Source organism: Prevotella sp. HJM029, from assembly GCF_000599605.1.
In the GTDB taxonomy this organism is placed as follows: Bacteria; Bacteroidota; Bacteroidia; order Bacteroidales; family Bacteroidaceae; genus Prevotella.
Map to the genome: position 1 here is coordinate 1 of NZ_KK082665.1, position 17,058 is coordinate 17,058.

The 17,058-nt window shown below is 46.9% G+C and carries 15 protein-coding genes; 9 read left to right on the forward strand and 6 right to left on the reverse strand.

All coding sequences use genetic code 11. The features are described from left to right. Nucleotides 1-282: 282 nt before the first annotated feature. The 4 genes from X919_RS0108275 to X919_RS0108290 form a co-directional block, all read right to left on the reverse strand. Nucleotides 283-1,290 (reverse strand): beta-carotene 15,15'-monooxygenase, encoded by a 1,008-nt coding sequence (locus X919_RS0108275; RefSeq protein ID WP_028899709.1) that lies wholly within the window; start codon nt 1,288-1,290, stop codon nt 283-285. A gap of 25 nt (nt 1,291-1,315) precedes the next feature. Then, nucleotides 1,316-3,190 (reverse strand): peptidase U32 family protein, encoded by a 1,875-nt coding sequence (locus tag X919_RS0108280; RefSeq protein ID WP_028899710.1) that lies wholly within the window; start codon nt 3,188-3,190, stop codon nt 1,316-1,318. Next, nucleotides 3,191-4,108, reverse strand: a complete 918-nt coding sequence (gene metA / locus X919_RS0108285) for a homoserine O-succinyltransferase (RefSeq protein WP_028899711.1) — start codon at nt 4,106-4,108, stop codon at nt 3,191-3,193. It abuts the gene before it with no gap. A gap of 193 nt (nt 4,109-4,301) precedes the next feature. Beyond that, nucleotides 4,302-4,706, reverse strand: coding sequence for a DUF3127 domain-containing protein (locus tag X919_RS0108290; protein ID WP_028899712.1), 405 nt, complete (start codon nt 4,704-4,706; stop codon nt 4,302-4,304). Between the two features lie 194 nt (nt 4,707-4,900). Between X919_RS0108290 and dnaN the strand changes: the two genes are divergently transcribed. From dnaN to X919_RS0108335, 9 genes are all read left to right on the forward strand, one after another. Next, nucleotides 4,901-6,022: a DNA polymerase III subunit beta gene (gene dnaN, locus X919_RS0108295; protein ID WP_028899713.1), complete on the forward strand. Its 1,122-nt coding sequence runs from the start codon at nt 4,901-4,903 to the stop codon at nt 6,020-6,022. 19 nt (nt 6,023-6,041) lie between these two features. Then, entirely contained in the window at nt 6,042-6,896 is an 855-nt protein-coding gene (locus tag X919_RS0108300) for a 3'-5' exonuclease (protein ID WP_028899714.1), read from the forward strand. A 46-nt stretch (nt 6,897-6,942) separates the two neighbouring features. Beyond that, on the forward strand, nt 6,943-8,259 hold the full coding sequence (locus tag X919_RS0108305; protein ID WP_028899715.1) for a bifunctional phosphopantothenoylcysteine decarboxylase/phosphopantothenate synthase: 1,317 nt from the start codon (nt 6,943-6,945) through the stop codon (nt 8,257-8,259). Further along, nucleotides 8,225-9,118, forward strand: a complete 894-nt coding sequence (locus X919_RS0108310) for a type IX secretion system protein PorD (protein WP_036917675.1) — start codon at nt 8,225-8,227, stop codon at nt 9,116-9,118. Before X919_RS0108305 ends, X919_RS0108310 begins: the two co-directional genes overlap by 35 nt. Before the next feature lie 5 nt (nt 9,119-9,123). Continuing rightward, nucleotides 9,124-10,785: a DNA repair protein RecN gene (recN, locus tag X919_RS0108315; protein WP_028899717.1), complete on the forward strand. Its 1,662-nt coding sequence runs from the start codon at nt 9,124-9,126 to the stop codon at nt 10,783-10,785. 58 nt (nt 10,786-10,843) lie between these two features. Next, nucleotides 10,844-12,502, forward strand: coding sequence for a tetratricopeptide repeat protein (locus tag X919_RS0108320; protein WP_028899718.1), 1,659 nt, complete (start codon nt 10,844-10,846; stop codon nt 12,500-12,502). A 101-nt stretch (nt 12,503-12,603) separates the two neighbouring features. Further along, nucleotides 12,604-14,367: an aspartate--tRNA ligase gene (aspS, locus tag X919_RS0108325; protein WP_028899719.1), complete on the forward strand. Its 1,764-nt coding sequence runs from the start codon at nt 12,604-12,606 to the stop codon at nt 14,365-14,367. Nucleotides 14,368-14,524: 157 nt separating this feature from the next. Further along, on the forward strand, nt 14,525-14,821 hold the full coding sequence (locus X919_RS0108330; RefSeq protein ID WP_028899720.1) for a winged helix-turn-helix domain-containing protein: 297 nt from the start codon (nt 14,525-14,527) through the stop codon (nt 14,819-14,821). A gap of 96 nt (nt 14,822-14,917) precedes the next feature. Then, on the forward strand, nt 14,918-15,253 hold the full coding sequence (locus X919_RS0108335; protein ID WP_253270121.1) for a hypothetical protein: 336 nt from the start codon (nt 14,918-14,920) through the stop codon (nt 15,251-15,253). 87 nt (nt 15,254-15,340) lie between these two features. Here X919_RS0108335 and X919_RS0108340 read toward each other — a convergent pair whose 3' ends face one another. Both X919_RS0108340 and X919_RS0108345 read right to left on the reverse strand, forming a co-directional pair. Further along, nucleotides 15,341-16,612 (reverse strand): M64 family metallopeptidase, encoded by a 1,272-nt coding sequence (locus X919_RS0108340; RefSeq protein WP_028899722.1) that lies wholly within the window; start codon nt 16,610-16,612, stop codon nt 15,341-15,343. Then, entirely contained in the window at nt 16,609-16,989 is a 381-nt protein-coding gene (locus X919_RS0108345) for a 2-amino-4-hydroxy-6-hydroxymethyldihydropteridine diphosphokinase (protein ID WP_028899723.1), read from the reverse strand. Before X919_RS0108345 ends, X919_RS0108340 begins: the two co-directional genes overlap by 4 nt. Nucleotides 16,990-17,058: the final 69 nt, after the last annotated feature.

A 17,058-nucleotide genomic window follows, 5' to 3' on the forward strand; every position in this document is an offset into this window, starting at 1 on the left:
GCCATTTTAATCAAAAACAAGGCTGCGGAAAATTCCGATGAGCCATTTTAATCAAAAACAAGGCTGCGGAAAATTCCGATGAGCCATTTTAATCAAAAACAAGCGTTCGGGGACTCCCGACGAGGCGTTTTTAGCAAAAACAAGCGTTCGGGGACTCCCGACGAGGCACTTTTATCAAAAAACAAGTGTTCGGGGACTCCCGATGGGGCATTTTTATCAAAAACCAAGTGTTCGGGGACTCCCGACGAGGCGTTTTTAGCAAAAACAAGAGAATGGACTATGCTACCGGTTCCATGCGCCACAATTCGGACACCGCCCCTTGCGACGCATGGGTTTCCCACAATTCCCGCAGATGAAAAGCGTTCGGTTTTTCGTGCTATATCGATAGAGCGCAAAATAAACATAGGCCACCAGCAGCAAATAGCCCACATAGTAGAGGCTCGAAATGCTAAACACGATGTAGTTGACGGCGCAGATGCCCATCAGACCGCAAGTGTAGAGGATGGCCTCGGCAACGGGCAGTTTGTGGAAAATGTCGTCGACAGCTGCCATTCCCACGATGAGCATCGCCCAAACCGACGAAAGGAAGATGGCCAAAAGGGGCGGAACGGAGAAAGGATTGAGCGTGGGATGGAAATAGAAGTGCCGCCACACGTCGGGCGCGAATAGCTGAATGCTGGCATAAAAGGCGGCTGAGGTGGCCACGATGATGGCCAACAAGGTGGGATAAAACGAATCGATGTCCTTGAAATGCACCAAATGGGCATGCTTGCGCATGAGTTTGCGCACCATGTAAAACGCAAAGATGAGCACAAGCGCTATGAACGACAGCAGCAGATGCACGTCGGAGAAAAGCGAGATAAATTGTGAGATAGGATCATCAGGCACCACGTTTTTTAGCAAATTGCGCTCGTGTGTCCAGCCAAAAGTGGCCTGATCACGCGCCACCTGTATCCAAACTGAATCGACCTGATCGCTGGGAACAATACGAATGTCGGCGACCACCAGATGGTTGTTGCGATACACGTAGATGGTATCCAACGGCAAATCGGCATGTGCTTCCTCGGGTTGCTGACGCACCAACGGGAAAGAGTCAACCTTCACCAAGAAATTATAGTTGTTGGTGTAGTGGTGTTTCGCCTGGAAAGAGAGCGAATCGCGCTGCTTCGCATCATACATGGTCCACGCATCGGCCTTTGAAGGTTGTGCATGATGGCAAGCCGTTGTGAGGAGCAGGCAGGCAAGCAAAATAAGCAATGGCCGGAAACCAAATGGGGCAAATCTCTTCATGTTGTTCTCCTTCTATTGATAGGGATTATGTTTCAGCGTAAATGTTCATCTGACAAGCCATGCAATCGAAATCCAAAGTAAACCGACGGCCATCGCCCAAACGCAATGTCAACGGCTCTTTCCACGTGGGGCGCTGCCCTCCCCGTTTCACACAAAATCCTAACTCGTAGCGAAGACAATGGCGGCATTGCATGATGAGAGGATTTGTCGGCGGCGCAAGTTCAAAAGCTGGCTGCAAATGGTCTAACCCCTCGGCCGCATAGAAATCGCGGGCTGCGGCGTTGGCTATATTATAAAGGTAGGGATGTTGCTGATAAGTGGCAGGGAAAAGCGTTGAGATTGGCTGTTGAAATGGCTTGGTTTTTGGGGTAATGAGCAACTGATTGCGCAAAGATTTCAGCGCTTTTAATTGTGTCACAACACCACGACGCAGTTGTGTCAACAAGCTCGAAGGCAAAAACAGCTGCTCGACGCCATCTGAAAAAGTAAGCTGCCGGCACACAAATTCTGTTCCACCCAGCTTTGTGAGTTGCATTCTCATATTGTCTGCCTGCAAGCTTTTTGCCTTCTCGTGGGCAAAAGTAATGGTACAACTTACCACCTCTTCCATTCCATCGTGCTTGGCTTGCAAAAAGAATCCATCGGCAGTGATGCCCAACAGCATGTCAAGCACCATGCGACGTTCGGCTGTGGGCTTAGCCAAAATCTTATCAAACGCGACATCTTGATTGCGATAGAGGCGCATCCCCTCACGCAGTTGTTGCGGCATGCGCTGAGGATAGAGCTTATTCCCCTCAACTCTGTTCACCCTAAACCCTTCTAACTCACGTTGTGCATTAACGAAACAGAGTCCGTCGCCATTAGAGAACGAGGCCACCCCCGCCACAATCAATGCGTGACCACGAATGGCTTTCACGGTGCCCACAAACTCACCCATAGCCTTGGGCGTGTCGAAGTTGGCGATGTGAGACACGCGTCCGTCAAGAAAATAATGGGTGTAACCACGATTGAACGTTTTGTTTAAATCGGGCGTAAAATGATAATCCACCTCGCCCCATGAAGCACGACGATAGCGTTGCGGATGCCGTTTTACAATAGCATTGAGTTGCTGGCTGTAAGCACTCACTACATTCTTCACATAGTCGGCTTCTTTCAATCGGCCTTCAATCTTGAAAGAGCAGGCCCCTGCCGTCACCAACTGCTCGATTTGGTTCAACTGATTGAGGTCTTTCAGCGAAAGTAGATGGCGTTGGTGCTCGATTTCTTTTCCTGTAGCATCGACCAAATCAAATTTCATGCGGCAAAATTGTGCACAAGCTCCACGGTTAGCGCTACGACCAAAACAATGTTGCGAAGCATAACAAACCCCCGAATAGCTTACGCATAGCGCCCCATGCACAAAAACTTCTAACTCCATCTGGGGTACTTGGGCATGAATGGCTGCAATCTCCTCGACCGAAAGTTCACGTGCCAACACCGCACGCTGAAAGCCTAAAGCCTGCAACCAAGCCACTTTGTTTGCCGACCGATTGTCGGTTTGTGTTGAAGCATGCAGTTGAAAATGCCACTTTTCAGCAGTTGTCCACCGCTTAATCAGTGCATATACGCCCATATCCTGCAACAACAGCGCATCGACTTCTATCGCATCCAAAGCACAGAGTAACTGTTTCAATGCTGCGATTTCGTGCTCATAAACCAAGGTGTTGATGGTAACATAAACGCGAGCACCAAAGGTGTGTGCATATTGGCAAAGTTGCGCTATATCCGCAATGCTGTTTCCTGCCGCAGAACGGGCACCAAAGCTATCTGCACCAATATACACCGCATCGGCACCATGCCGAATGGCTTCGATGCCAATTACAGCTGTTTTGGCGGGTGCTAATAATTCTAACGTCTGCATTTACTTAATATCATTGACATTATAGGGCGTCGCCTGATAAACATAGTAGTTAATCCAGTTGCTATAAAACAAATGGGCATGTGCACGCCAACGCACCATGGGCGCTGCATTACAATCATCATGGGTATAGTAATTCTGCGGCATATCGACATCGTTGCGCACACCCAAATCACGTTTATATTCAGCATCAAGCGTCGTTGGGGAGTATTCCAAATGGCCCGTGATGAAAAATTCGCGGCCATCACGCGCCATAACCATGCCCACGCCGCTGACCGATGACTCGGCTATCATCTGCAACTCGGGATGTTGCAACAGGTCACTGCGCCATAATTCGGTATGGCGACTTTGCGGCATAAAGAATGTGTCATCGAAACCACGGAAAATGGGAAGTAGCGGCATCAGCGCCTTTTGCGCATAAACGCCAAACATTTTCCGCGCTAACGCATGTTTGGGAACACCATAGAAATGATAAAGCCCGGCCATAGCCGCCCAACAGAGATAGAGAGTACTCGTGACATGCGTGCGTGCCCAGTCGAAAATCTGCACGATTTCATTCCAATAGCCCACAGCCTCATAATCCATTGTTTCAACGGGTGCGCCCGTAACAATCATGCCATCAAATTTTTGCTGCGACAGTTCTGCAAAGTCTTTATAGAACATCATCATGTGCTCAATGGGCGTATGCTTGGGCGTATGGCTCTTCAGCCGCATAAAAACAATCTCGATCTGCAAAGGTGTGTTCGAAAGCAAGCGGATAAGATCGGTCTCTGTTGTGATTTTAAGCGGCATCAGGTTCAAAATCACAATCCTTAGCGGACGAATATCTTGGCCTTGCGCACGCGCTTCGCCGATGACAAAGATATTCTCCTGTTTCAAAATATCAATAGCAGGCAATTTATCGGACAGCTTCAAAGGCATATGCTATTCCCTTTATTTTATTATGACTACAAAATTAGTGCTTTTTACTTAAATGGAGAAATTATCGTTTTTAATATGCTATGACACTACAATAATCATTAGTGATAACTCCTAACAAAAAAGAGCACCTAAAAGGGCACTCTTTTATAGCACTTAAAATCTATCTACGCAAAAATAATAGATTCCCTACACCTCAAAATGGTAAATCTCCATCATCAGACTCCTCTTTTGCAGACGGCTGTGAAAATGGTTCTTGGGCAGGTGGGGCTACAGGGGTAGACATTTCTATAGGAGCCTGAGCTGGTGCTACGCTAGCACCTAAAGCAGCAGGGTCAATCTGACGGACATCAAAAGCGCGTATACTATTAAACCAACGTCCTTGATATTCGTGTGCATCTATATCAAAAGAAACATTCACTTCTTGCCCAATCTGTATATTGAAGCGTTGTAGACGATCTTCACCAAAAACTGTAAAAGCCATTTTTCGTGGATAACTCTCATGCGTCTCAATTACAAAATCTTGCGCTTTCCACTCTCCACGTGCTGATGTTCCAGTCCGCACATTTAGTGCTGCTATAACTTTTCCTTGCAAATCCATAATTTGAATGTATTTTTTATTATTTTATTGATGCATTATTCTTTAAGGCTCTACAACCTTACTTTTGCTTTGCGAAATTAATAAAATTGTTCTAATGAATGCAATATTTCAAGCTTTTTTTTGTTGACTACACAAGAAATTTGTATTTTTGTGTTCAAAATAAATATAATATAACTATTAAACAGGGAATACTGATGAGATTTACATTATCAAGTAGTGCACTCAATGCACGTCTACAGTCACTCGCAAAAGTAATTAACAGCAAAAATGCATTGCCTATTCTTGATAGCTTCCTCTTTGAAGTAAAAAGTGGACAATTACAATTGACAGCTTCAGATAGTGAGAACGTTATGACAATAGTGATGGGGCTCGATAATAGCGATGGAGATGGGAGTTTCGCTGTACCTAGCCGTACTATTTTAGATGCAGTAAAGGAGCTTCCTGAGCAACCTCTGGCTTTTGAGATTGATCTCAATGTACTTACAGTTACTATCAATTATCAGAATGGTGCATATAATTTCACAGCACAAAATGCAGAGGAATATCCACGAACACAAATTGTACCTGATAGTGCTACGACTATTACTCTCAATGCAACAACTTTGATTAATAATGTTAGTCGTACACTATTTGCAACAGCTACAGATGAATTACGCCCTGTAATGAATGGTATCTATTTTGACTTACAATCCGATTATTTGGCTATTGTAGCTACGGATGGTCACAAATTGGTACGCAACAAAATTCTTAATATTAAAAGTGATACGCCAGCTTCATTCATATTACCGAAAAAACCTGCAAATCTAATCAAGACCGTGCTTACAAGAGGTGATAGCAATATCATCATTAAGTTTGATGATAGAAGTGCCGAAATAAAGTTTGATGGTGGACAGCTTGTTTGTAGACTACTTGAAGGTAGTTACCCTAATTATAATAGTGTAATTCCCGAAAACCCTAACAATATGAGTATCGATCGTAAAAGTTTAATTTCCACATTGCGACGTGTTCTCCCATTTGCAAGCGAAAGCAGTCAACTCGTCCGCCTTCATATTGAACCTGGGAAGTTAGAAGTATTATCAGAAGATATTGACTTTGCTACAAGTGCTCATGAACAAATAGTATGTGATTATACTGGTCCTACTATGAATATAGGATTTAAAGGTAGCTCACTACAAGAAATATTAAATAATATAGATTGTGATGAAGTCATTTTCCAATTAGCTGATCCAAGCAGAGCTGGTGTTATCGTTCCTACTGTTCAGCCTGAAAATGAAAATGTTTTAGCGCTTATAATGCCGATGTTGCTCAGCGACTAAAGTCAATAATATCATTTATATGAAACTCAATTTAAAAAAGCCCCTCGTTGTTTTCGACCTCGAAACAACGGGGCTTGACATTATAGCAGATAGAATTATTCAGCTCTCTTATATTAAAGTAACTCCTGATGGAACAGAAATTAGGGACAATCATCTCATAAATCCAGAAAGAACTATCCCAGCGTTTGTGACGGATTTAACAGGAATTAGTGATGAAAATGTAGCTAATCAGCCGACATTTAAGGAGATTGCTCCCTTATTAGCTGAGAACTTTAAAGGTTGCGATTTTGCAGGATTCAATTCAAACCGATTTGACGTTCCCATCTTAGCAGAAGAATTCTTAAGAGCAGGTGTCGATTTCGACTTCACAAAATGCAGATTGATAGACGCGCAAACGATTTTTCACAAGATGGAGCGACGGAATCTTGCTGCAGCGTATAAGTTCTATTGCGGGCGCGAAATGGACGAAGATTTTAAAGCTCATCGTGCAGATCAAGATACAGAAGCTACTTATCGCGTATTGTTGGGCGAGTTAGAGATGTATAGTGAGGCGAATCAAGACGATCCGGAACGTGTGCTACCCAACGATGTGAGTGAGTTAGCAGCCTTTTCAAAGCAAAATGACAACGTTGATTTCGCCGGAAGAATGATTTGGGCTCCCATAGTCGATAAAGATGGGACGCCACTATCTAACGCCGATGGAACCCCACAACTGCAAGAAGTATTTAACTTTGGTAAATATAAGGACATGCCAGTGTCAGAAGTCTTGCACAAAGATCCCGGCTACTATTCTTGGATGCTCGGAGCCGAATTCCCTAACAACACCAAGCAAGTTCTCACTCGCATCCGGCTTAGGGAGTTCAATAAGCACTAATGGGCATAACAGCTCCAGCAATCACACGTACAAGACAGCAGCGGTAATGCTTACAGGAAAGAATATTGTTTTAGGAATTACAGGCTCTATCGCGGCCTACAAAGCATGCTCTCTCATCCGGGAGCTGGTTAAGTGCGGTGCCGAAGTACAGGTCGTCATTACCCCTACCGGGAAGGAATTCATCACACCTGTAACACTTTCGACACTTTCCCACCGTCCCGTTATTAGCGAATTCTTTACACAGTCCGATGGTACATGGCACTCGCATGTTGATTTAGGTCTTTGGGCCGACCTCATGCTTATTGCTCCGTGTACTGCCGGTACCATTGCAAAGTTGGCTCATGGTGTGGCTGATAACATGCTCATAACGACTTACCTGAGCATGAAAGCACCTGTGTTCATAGCGCCAGCGATGGATTTAGACATGTTTCAACATCCTACAACGCAAGCCAATCTTCAATTGCTCCAGTCCTTTGGTAATCACATCATCCAACCAGCATCAGGCTTCTTGGCCAGCGGTTTGGAGGGGAAGGGGCGTATGGAGGAGCCGCAACGTATCGTTGCAACCCTCAAAGACTTCTTCTTTCAGGCTCACGAGCAGGAAGAGGTCGGAGCAAAACACCATCAACTATATCACAAACAGGAAGAGGTCGGAGCAAACCACAATCAACTATATCACGAGCAGGAGGAGGTCGGAGCAAACCACAATCAAGAGGCGCACGATTTAGCAGGCAAACGCGTGCTCATCACGGCAGGACCTACCTATGAGAAGATTGATCCCGTGCGCTTCATCGGTAATTACTCCAGTGGAAAGATGGGTTTTTCCATCGCCGAAGAATGCCTGCGTCGGGGAGCCGATGTGACACTCATCGCAGGTCCGGTAGCCCTATCGTGTTCATCTGCTATCCATCGTATCAATGTCGAAAGTAGCGATGAAATGTATGCCGCAGCCGTTAGCCATTTCACCACGGCCGATGCAGCCATCCTCTGCGCTGCCGTTGCCGACTTTCAGCCTCTCCATGTGGCAGAGGAAAAGATCAAGCGCCACCAAGACGACCTCGTGATACGACTGCGTCCCACCCACGACATTGCAGCAGCCTTAGGTGAAATGAAACAGCCCCATCAACGTTTGGTGGCCTTTGCCTTAGAAACACATGATGAGGAGCAACACGCTATCGACAAGCTACACCGAAAGCATGCCGACTTTATCGTACTCAACTCCATGTGCAACCCGGGTACAACGTTCATCAGTGACGACAACCAAATCACCATCATTCATCAACAAGGGAAGAAAGATTATGCGAAAAAGCCCAAAGTTCAAGTGGCGCATGACATTATTGACGAGCTTGCTTTGCTGCTTTAGCACTTCCATCCTATCGCAAGAACTGCAAGCTACGGTTCACATCAATCATTCTAAGATTCAAGGCGTTGAGGCAACGCGCTTCGACCACTTACAAACCGCACTCACACAGTTTCTCAATGACCAGAAATGGACGCCGCTCCACTTCCTGACGGTCGAACGTATCCCGTGTAGCTTCAGCATCACGGTGAACGATTACGACCATGCCAATGGTTTCAAGTGTAGCGCCATAGTGCAAGCCAACCGTCCCGTCTATCGCACCACCTACAGCACAATCATTTACAAAAATGTGGATGAACACTTTGATTTCGACTACGCCGATCTGTCACAGCTCACTTTCAGCGAAGATCACGTCGTCCAACAGCTAAGCGCGCTCTGTGCCTACTATGCTTATCTCATCATCGGCATCAACTTGGACAGTTTTGCCCCACTTGGCGGAACCGACGTGCTGCAACGTTGTCTCAACACCGCACATGCCGCACAAGCTCTTCCTTATAAAGGCTGGGAAAGCTTTGCGAACGACAAGAGTCGTTTTGCCTTCATCAATGATTACATGGATGAGCGGCTACGCCCGTTTCGCCAGCTGCAATATGCCTATTATCGCACGGGATTAGACCAAATGAGCCAACAGGTTGAGAAGGCTCGCGTCAACATCTCGGCCGCCCTTACAAACCTTCTGTCGTCAGCCCACCAAAACCGTCCCAACAGTCTGCTACCCCAGCTGTGGACCGACTATAAGAGAGACGAATTGGCCGCCATTTACGACGGAAAAGGCACAACCAAAGAGAAAGAACAACTATATAGCATCCTCTTCTCCATCAACGCCAGCCAAAGTGGCGCATGGGAGAGCATCAAACGATAAACAATATGCTCAAACAGTTATACATTAAGAACTTCACGCTCATCGACGAGCTCAACATCACGTTCAATAGCGGGTTCTCCGTCATTACCGGAGAGACCGGTGCGGGCAAAAGCATCATCCTCGGCGCAATCAATCTCCTCCTGGGGCAACGTGCCGACAGCAAAGCCATCAAGACAGGCGAAAACAAGTGCATTATCGAGGCCCATTTCAAAATCAAAGGCTACGGCATGGAAGCTTTCTTCGAGCTCAACGAGATTGACTACGACCCCGAGGACTGCATCCTTCGGCGCGAGATCAGCAGCAATGGTAAATCGCGCGCTTTCATCAACGATACCCCTGTATCACTCACAACCCTGCGCGAGTTAGGCGAGACCCTCGTCGACATTCACAGCCAACATCAGAACCTTTTGCTACAGAAAGAGGATTTTCAGCTCAATGTCGTCGACATCATGGCACACAACGAAGCGCAGCGAAAGCAATTTGTCCAACGTTTCGAAGCCCTCCGCGCTGCACACCAAGCACTTGAGCAACTTAAGGAACGCATCAGCCAAGACAAAACGCAACAAGACTTCATGGTCTTTCAGTTTGATGAGCTCACACAAGCAAACCTTCAGCCCGACGAACTTGCTACCCTCGAACGCGAGACAGAACTGCTCTCGCATGCCGAAGATATTAAGGCCGCACTTTTCGAAGCCGACCGCCAACTCAATGGTGACAACGAAGGTGCACTCACCCTGCTGAAACGTTCCATCGGCGAATTGCAAAGCATTGCCAAAGTCTTCCCGCGGGCCAACGAGCTCGGTAGTCGTTTGGAGGAATGTCACATCGAACTCAAAGACATCGGGCAAGAGATAAACCAACAAATGGAGGCCGTCGACTATGACCCCGACCAGCTCAATCGCTTCAATGAGCGCTTAGACCTGCTCTACAGTCTGCAACAAAAGTATCATGTCGACGGGGTGGAAGCGCTGATAGCCATACGCGATGACTTAGGCGAGAAGCTCAACGTCATCGAGAATGCCGACGAGCAACTGGCCGAACTGACTACACGCTTCCAGCAGTTGGAAAGCGAATGTAAGGCCTTGGCCGCCGTGCTCACACAATCGCGTGTGAAAGCAGCCAAAGCCATCGAAACGGATATGGCCAAACGTCTGGCGCCCTTGGGCATTCCCAACGTGAAGTTCCAGGTTGACTTTTCCAACAAGCCGCTTGCCAACGACGGTTCCGACCGCATTGCCTTCCTTTTCAGTGCCAATAAGAGCATGCCCCTGCAACCCATTACGCAAGTTGCCTCAGGGGGTGAGATTGCGCGCGTCATGCTTTCGCTAAAAGCGATGATCAGTGGCACTGTGCAGCTGCCCACCATCATCTTCGATGAGATTGATACCGGTGTGAGCGGTCGTGTTGCCGAAATGATGGCGCAGATAATGCACGAGATGGGTGCGCATCATCGCCAAGTCATCAGCATTACGCATCTGCCACAGATTGCCGCACGGGGAGCCTTCCACTATAAAGTATCAAAGACAGAGACGAGCAAAGGCACCAACAGCCAGATGCAGTTGCTCAACGAGGACGAGCGCATTCAAGAGATTGCCCAGATGCTAAGTGGCAGCAGCGTCACACCCGAAGCCATCAGCAATGCCAAATCGCTGCTCAGCCACACATAGGCATCCCAGCCCCACTCTCCTTTTACGTACATTCAGAACAAAACAAAACGATCACATAATGAGAAACAAAATTGTATTGACACTATTCGCGGTGCTCATGGTTATCACCGTGAGCGCACAGTCAGCGGCCACACAGAAAGCCGCTAAAGCAGTGTTTTCACTAACCACTTTCAACGCTGCGGGCGACATCATTGCCTCCGCCCATGGCACGTTCGTCAGTCCGCAAGGCGAGGCCATCGCGCCTTGGAAGCCCTTTGTCGGGGCTGCCCGTGCCGTGGTAATCGATGCCACGGGAACCGAACACCCCGTCGTGGCGATGATAGGTGCCAACGAGCTCTATGATGTGTGCAAATTCACCATCGAGCACAGCACGCCAACCGTTCCGCTTGCGCCACAGGCCACAACGAAGACAGCCTGGCTACTGCCTTATGGTGTGCAGAAAGTCAAACCGTTGTCGCTGACCATTCAGCGCATTGAGCAGTTCAACGAGCGGTTCAACTATTACGTGTTCAACCCTTCAAACCTTTCTGCGCAGCAAGTGGGTTGCCCTATCGTCAATGCGCAAGGACAGCTTTGCGGACTCTTGCAGACAACCTCCGATGGCACTTTTACAGCGGTCGACGCCCGTTTCGCTGCCGAGATGCAAGCCAACAGCCTTGCCCTCAGCAATGCCACGTTGCGCACCTGCGCCATTCGCCCTGCCCTGCCCGCTTCGCTTGACGACGCGACGGTGGCATTGCTCATGTCGGCCAATCTCACAGACTCCTTGACCCGCCAATCGCTCATCGACGCCTTCATCCAGCAGTTTCCCGCCGCCAAGGAGGGTTACACCAACAAGGCGCTGAGCCTCGTCGATGCCGGGAAGGACGAGGAAGCCGAAAAGGTGATGCAAACGGCTCTCGAGAAGGTAGAGAGAAAGGACGAGGCCTACAGCGAATACGCCAAGGTCATCTTGCAAAAGCAAATCCACTATCCCAACCGCGCCTTTGCGCCATGGTCATTAGACAAAGCACTGCAAGCAGCTGAAAAGGCTGCCACCATTCAGCCGCTACCGCAATACATCCATCAGCAGGCACAAATCTACTACGCTAAGCAAGACTATCAAAAAGCCTGCGACCTCTTTATGCAACTCACCCACACACCGCTGCGCAGTGGCGAGTTGTTCTATGAGGCATCCCAATGCAAGCGAATGCTGCGCGCCCCCATCACTGAAGCACTGGCACTCTTAGACAGCGCAGTGGCCGTTTGTCCGAGACCACTGAATAGCATAGCCTCCACCTACCTGTTGGCACGCGGTGCAACCTATCAGGAGATGGGCCAATACCGCTTGGCCGTGAAGGACTACAATACCTATGACAGTATTGCTCAAGGGCCGTCACGCTACCGCGACTTCTACTATCAACGTTACCAATGTGAGTTAAAGATCAAGCAGTTCCAACAGGCACTCAACGACTTGGCGCGCACCATTCTTCTCAACCCAGAGGAACCCGTCTACTATGCTGAGATGGCTTCGCTCTGCCTACGGGTGAAACGCAATGAAGATGCCGAACAGGCAGCCCTACGCTGTACGGAAATAGCAACCGATTATGCCGACGGATTCCTGCTCTTAGGCATCGCACGGCAAGAATTGGGCAAACCTGAAGAAGCACGCAAGGCACTGCTCCGTGCGAAGGAACTCGGTGACAAGCGCGCCGATGAATACCTTAAAAAGAAATAACTTTTGCAATGGAATTCATATCCTTCTGAGAGTATTATTTAATCTTGTATTTATTTAGTAACTTTGCAGTGTAAAAATTGACATTATAACATAGCTATAATATGTATAGAACAAAAACATGTGGCGAGCTAAGACTTGCCGACGTAGGAACCTCTGTCACCTTAGCAGGTTGGGTGCAGCGAATTAGAAAAATGGGAGGTATGACATTTATTGATCTCCGTGATCGTTATGGCATTACTCAACTTGTATTTAATAGTATCAAGAACTATTCACTATTCGATGAAGCAAATAAATTGGGGCGTGAATATTGTATTCAGATTATAGGAGAAGTAAGTGAACGGGAAAATAAGAATTCTAAACTAGATACTGGGGATATCGAGATTCTGGTAACTCAGTTTCAAGTGCTTTCACCATCATTAGTTCCACCTTTTACTATAGAAGACGAGACCGATGGAGGTGATGACATCCGCATGAAATATCGCTATTTAGATTTGAGAAGAACTGCTGTTCGGCGTAACATCGAATTGCGTCATCGTATGACTATTCTCATTAGAAATTTCCTCGATGCGCAACAATTCATAGAGGTTGAAACACCTGTATTAATCGGAAGTACACCTGAAGGAGCACGTGATTTCGTTGTACCTAGCCGCATGAATCCAGGCCAGTTCTACGCCTTGCCACAAAGTCCTCAAACATTGAAACAATTACTGATGGTTGCGGGATTCGATCGTTATTTTCAAATTGCAAAGTGTTTCCGTGATGAAGACCTCCGTGCTGATCGTCAGCCAGAGTTCACGCAAATCGATTGTGAAATGAGCTTCGTCAACCAAGATGACGTCTTAGAATTATTTGAAAGCATGGCTCGCCATCTCTTTAAAGAAATTCGTGGTATTGATTTGCCACCTTTAGAACGGATGACCTGGAATGAAGCCATGAAACGTTTTGGCAGCGATAAGCCCGATTTGCGCTTCGGCATGGAATTTATTGAGCTTAAAGAGACTTTCTCTGGTAAAGGATCTTTCTCGGTTTTTGACGATGCACAATATATCGGTGGAATATGTGTACCAGGATGCGCACACTACAGCCGCAAACAATTAGATGAACTCACTGACTTCGTTAAACGTCCACAAATAGGGGCTAAAGGGCTTGTTTACATTAAATATAATGAAGACGGAAGCATTAAGAGTTCCATTGACAAATTTTATAGTGAAGAAGTTTTACGCCATGTGCTCCAAAGAGCAAATGCCAAAGCAGGCGATTTAATGCTGATTCTTTCGGGCGACAAACCCAATAATACACGCATACAGTTGTGTGCGTTACGTTTAGAGATGGGTGATCGTCTCGGACTACGGAATAAAGACACATTTAAATGTTTGTGGATTATCGATTTCCCACTATTTGAATGGAGCGATGAAGAACAACGTCTTATGGCCACGCATCATCCATTCACCATGCCCAATCCTGATGACTTAGCATTGTTAGATAAGCACCCTGAGCAAGTGCGTGCTAAAGCTTATGACTTTGTTTGCAATGGAATAGAAGTCGGTGGAGGGTCGCTCCGAATTCATGACACCAAACTACAAGAAAAGATGTTCGAGGTATTGGGGTTCACAAAAGAGCGTGCTGAGGCACAATTTGGCTTTCTCATGAATGCTTTCAAATATGGTGCTCCCCCTCACGCTGGTTTGGCTTTCGGTTTAGACCGCTTTGTAAGCATCATGGCAGGTCTCGATTCTATCCGCGATTGCATTGCTTTCCCCAAGAACAACAGTGGGCGTGACGTCATGTTAGATGCTCCAGGCACACTCGATGACAAACAGTTGGAGGAGTTGCAAATTCGCTTAAATTTGAACACAAAAGATTGACATAGGTCAAAATCTATTGCGACGATTCCATCAAATCGCTATTTTTGCGGTCATTATCACGACCATTTGAATGGAATTAAGTACTTTTGCAACGTCGAATATCCATTTCATTTAGAATCGGTTTCGATAAAAGCAACAATAATTAATAGAGTCGATTATGACAGAAAAAAAAGCTACGTCAAAAGCTACTGCACCTAAGAAAGTTGCAGTGAAGAAAGCTGCAGCACCGAAAAAAACTACTTCTGCAGCTCCCGTCTTGTATATCAATGCCGAAAGCGTAGGATTTCGGGCTGGTGATGTTTATCAGGCATTAGCTGCTGCAGGAAACGCGCTTTCTGTTGCCGAGATTGCAAAAGCTGCAAACATTAGTGTTGAAGAAGCCTACTTAGGGATAGGTTGGCTCTTCAAAGAAGGAAAAGTTAAAGATGAGAATAACTTGCTAACACTTGCATAACCATTCTCAAAAGTCTTATTCACAAAGGGGGGAACTGTTGAAAGAAAGGCAGTTCCCCCTTTTAAATGTTTCGTTTTGGATTACCATCAAGAAATATTGCGCATTTTAACTGAAGCCGATAGCAATGGCCTCTCTGTTAAGAAAATTGCCAAACACGTTTATAACGCGTGCAACAGCCTGTTTGCGCCCATCAGCTATGATAGTGTTTACAAAGCGGTGATGCAAGATTTACTTTCCAATGCGCGAAAACCTAATTCCTTGATTGTACGTACAGAGAAACGCGGAACCTACCGCATCAACACCGAAAATCCACTCTCAAGCCAATTATTGCTACAATTTAAAGCGCACGAAGAGGAAGAGAAAAACACGATTGAAATGGAAAAGGAGATGCCACTTAGCCTTTTTGATGATGTGATGCCCACGCACGATTAAAAGCAAATCGGAGTACTATTTTTTCTCACTGCCCAATGGCACTCGAATTAATAGACAGCCAGTACCCCACTCCACCATAATCTTCATTCACTCAGTATAAAATTGAATGAGCCGACGAATAGCGCGCCGACAGACTGGACAAAATTCAGGATTTTCATTGGTGCGCATGCGACAGTCCATCATAGGACGATAGACGCCATGCAAAGCATATCCTCCCCCTTCATAAACGCCAATGCGCTGCTGATTTTTTGCCACTTGCGGCGTTGGGATGGGTGTATGAGCTGGAAGCATATCCTTCCATTTATCGCCAAAATGCACCAAAGTTGTGAGATTAGGTTCCCAAGGTTCCACGTCATGCGGATACATCGGTATTTGCTCGTTAGCATAGCCATACTCATCGGCTAATCCTGCAAAACTATGCCCAAACTCGTGCACCACCACGGGGCGCGTGAGCGGATGATGCGCCATCGAGAGGTTGTAGGAATTAAGAATGCCACCGCCGCCATAATGGGTCGTATTGACCAGCACAATGATGTGCTCATAGGGTATGCCAGCAAGTTGGTCGTGCAAATCTTTGAGATTAAGCGTAGTGAGATAGCGCTCGCTATAAAACGTGTCGAAATGGCTACTCAAAGCTGTCTGTTTCCAAATGCCCTTTGAAGGAATACTGGTTCCGCTGTCTATCGATGGTGCTTGTACGGCCACAACCGAAAAGCGATCTTTGAGACTTTTAAAAGGTTCGTGGGCGAAAATAGCTTCCATCGAGCTTGTTGCATCGGCGATGAATGTGGGCATTTCGCTGGGCTGATAGCCCTCGGCAATAAATGCAATATGAATGCAACGCGATGTGTCTTTGGGCGACAGCAGTTGCACAAATGGTGTGCGATGGTGCTCGCCGATGTGGCGAATGAGAATATCGGTAGGCACTACTTGATGGGTGAAGGTAGCCATCACCGCTCGACGATTATTATAGAGTTCAAGGGTGATATCGACCGTATCCTTGGGCATAGGCACGAGAAACACGTTTTCAAAACTGCGTGCCGTGTGCTGCGGTTCGTCATAGCTGAGCCACTCTTGGAACAGCGTAGAGAACGACTGCCGATAAATCTCCTTTCTGGTAGCATGATGGCGCACAATGATTTGCCCATTGCCTTCAACAGGAACTTCGGCAAGCCGTTGTCGCTTGCCATACCAGCGAGGGGAGCGATTGAGTTTGTCGAGTGTGATGCGCTGTTGGTGCACATCGCCCGAGAACGTGTAATCGATGCGCAGCGTGGCATCGTCGAAATAATCATTAAACTGCTGTGCATGGACTTGCAGCCCCAGCACGCAAACCAAAAAGAGTAGAATTTTCTTCATTTGCTATGTAGTTCTGTTAACAATTCTGCCACGTAGGAGCGTTGCCAATCGGCCTCGTGCAGCCGCTCGCCGCCATATTCCAACACGTCGATATCCATCTCTATGCAGTGGGCTGCACGTTTCTCTCGCGTGTTGCCACATTGTGTTTCAATCGCTTTAAGTCGCATTTGCAATGCTGGCAAGGAGAGCAACGTGACTCCCATGGCAAGGCAATTCAAAAAATCAGCCGAGTGCATGCCGATGGGCGTCGTCAGCCGCGACGAAGAGAAAACGACATCGCCCAGAAGCACGCTCAAGAGCGCTTGTGCCTGCTGCATATTTGCATGGCGATGATGGTTGGTTCCTAAAGCCAAAATGAGCGGTTGTTTCGTCGACATGGTGCAAAACTACTAATATTTGATAAAAGAAATCGGCTTTTATGGTTTTTTTTTCCATTATGCGTAATT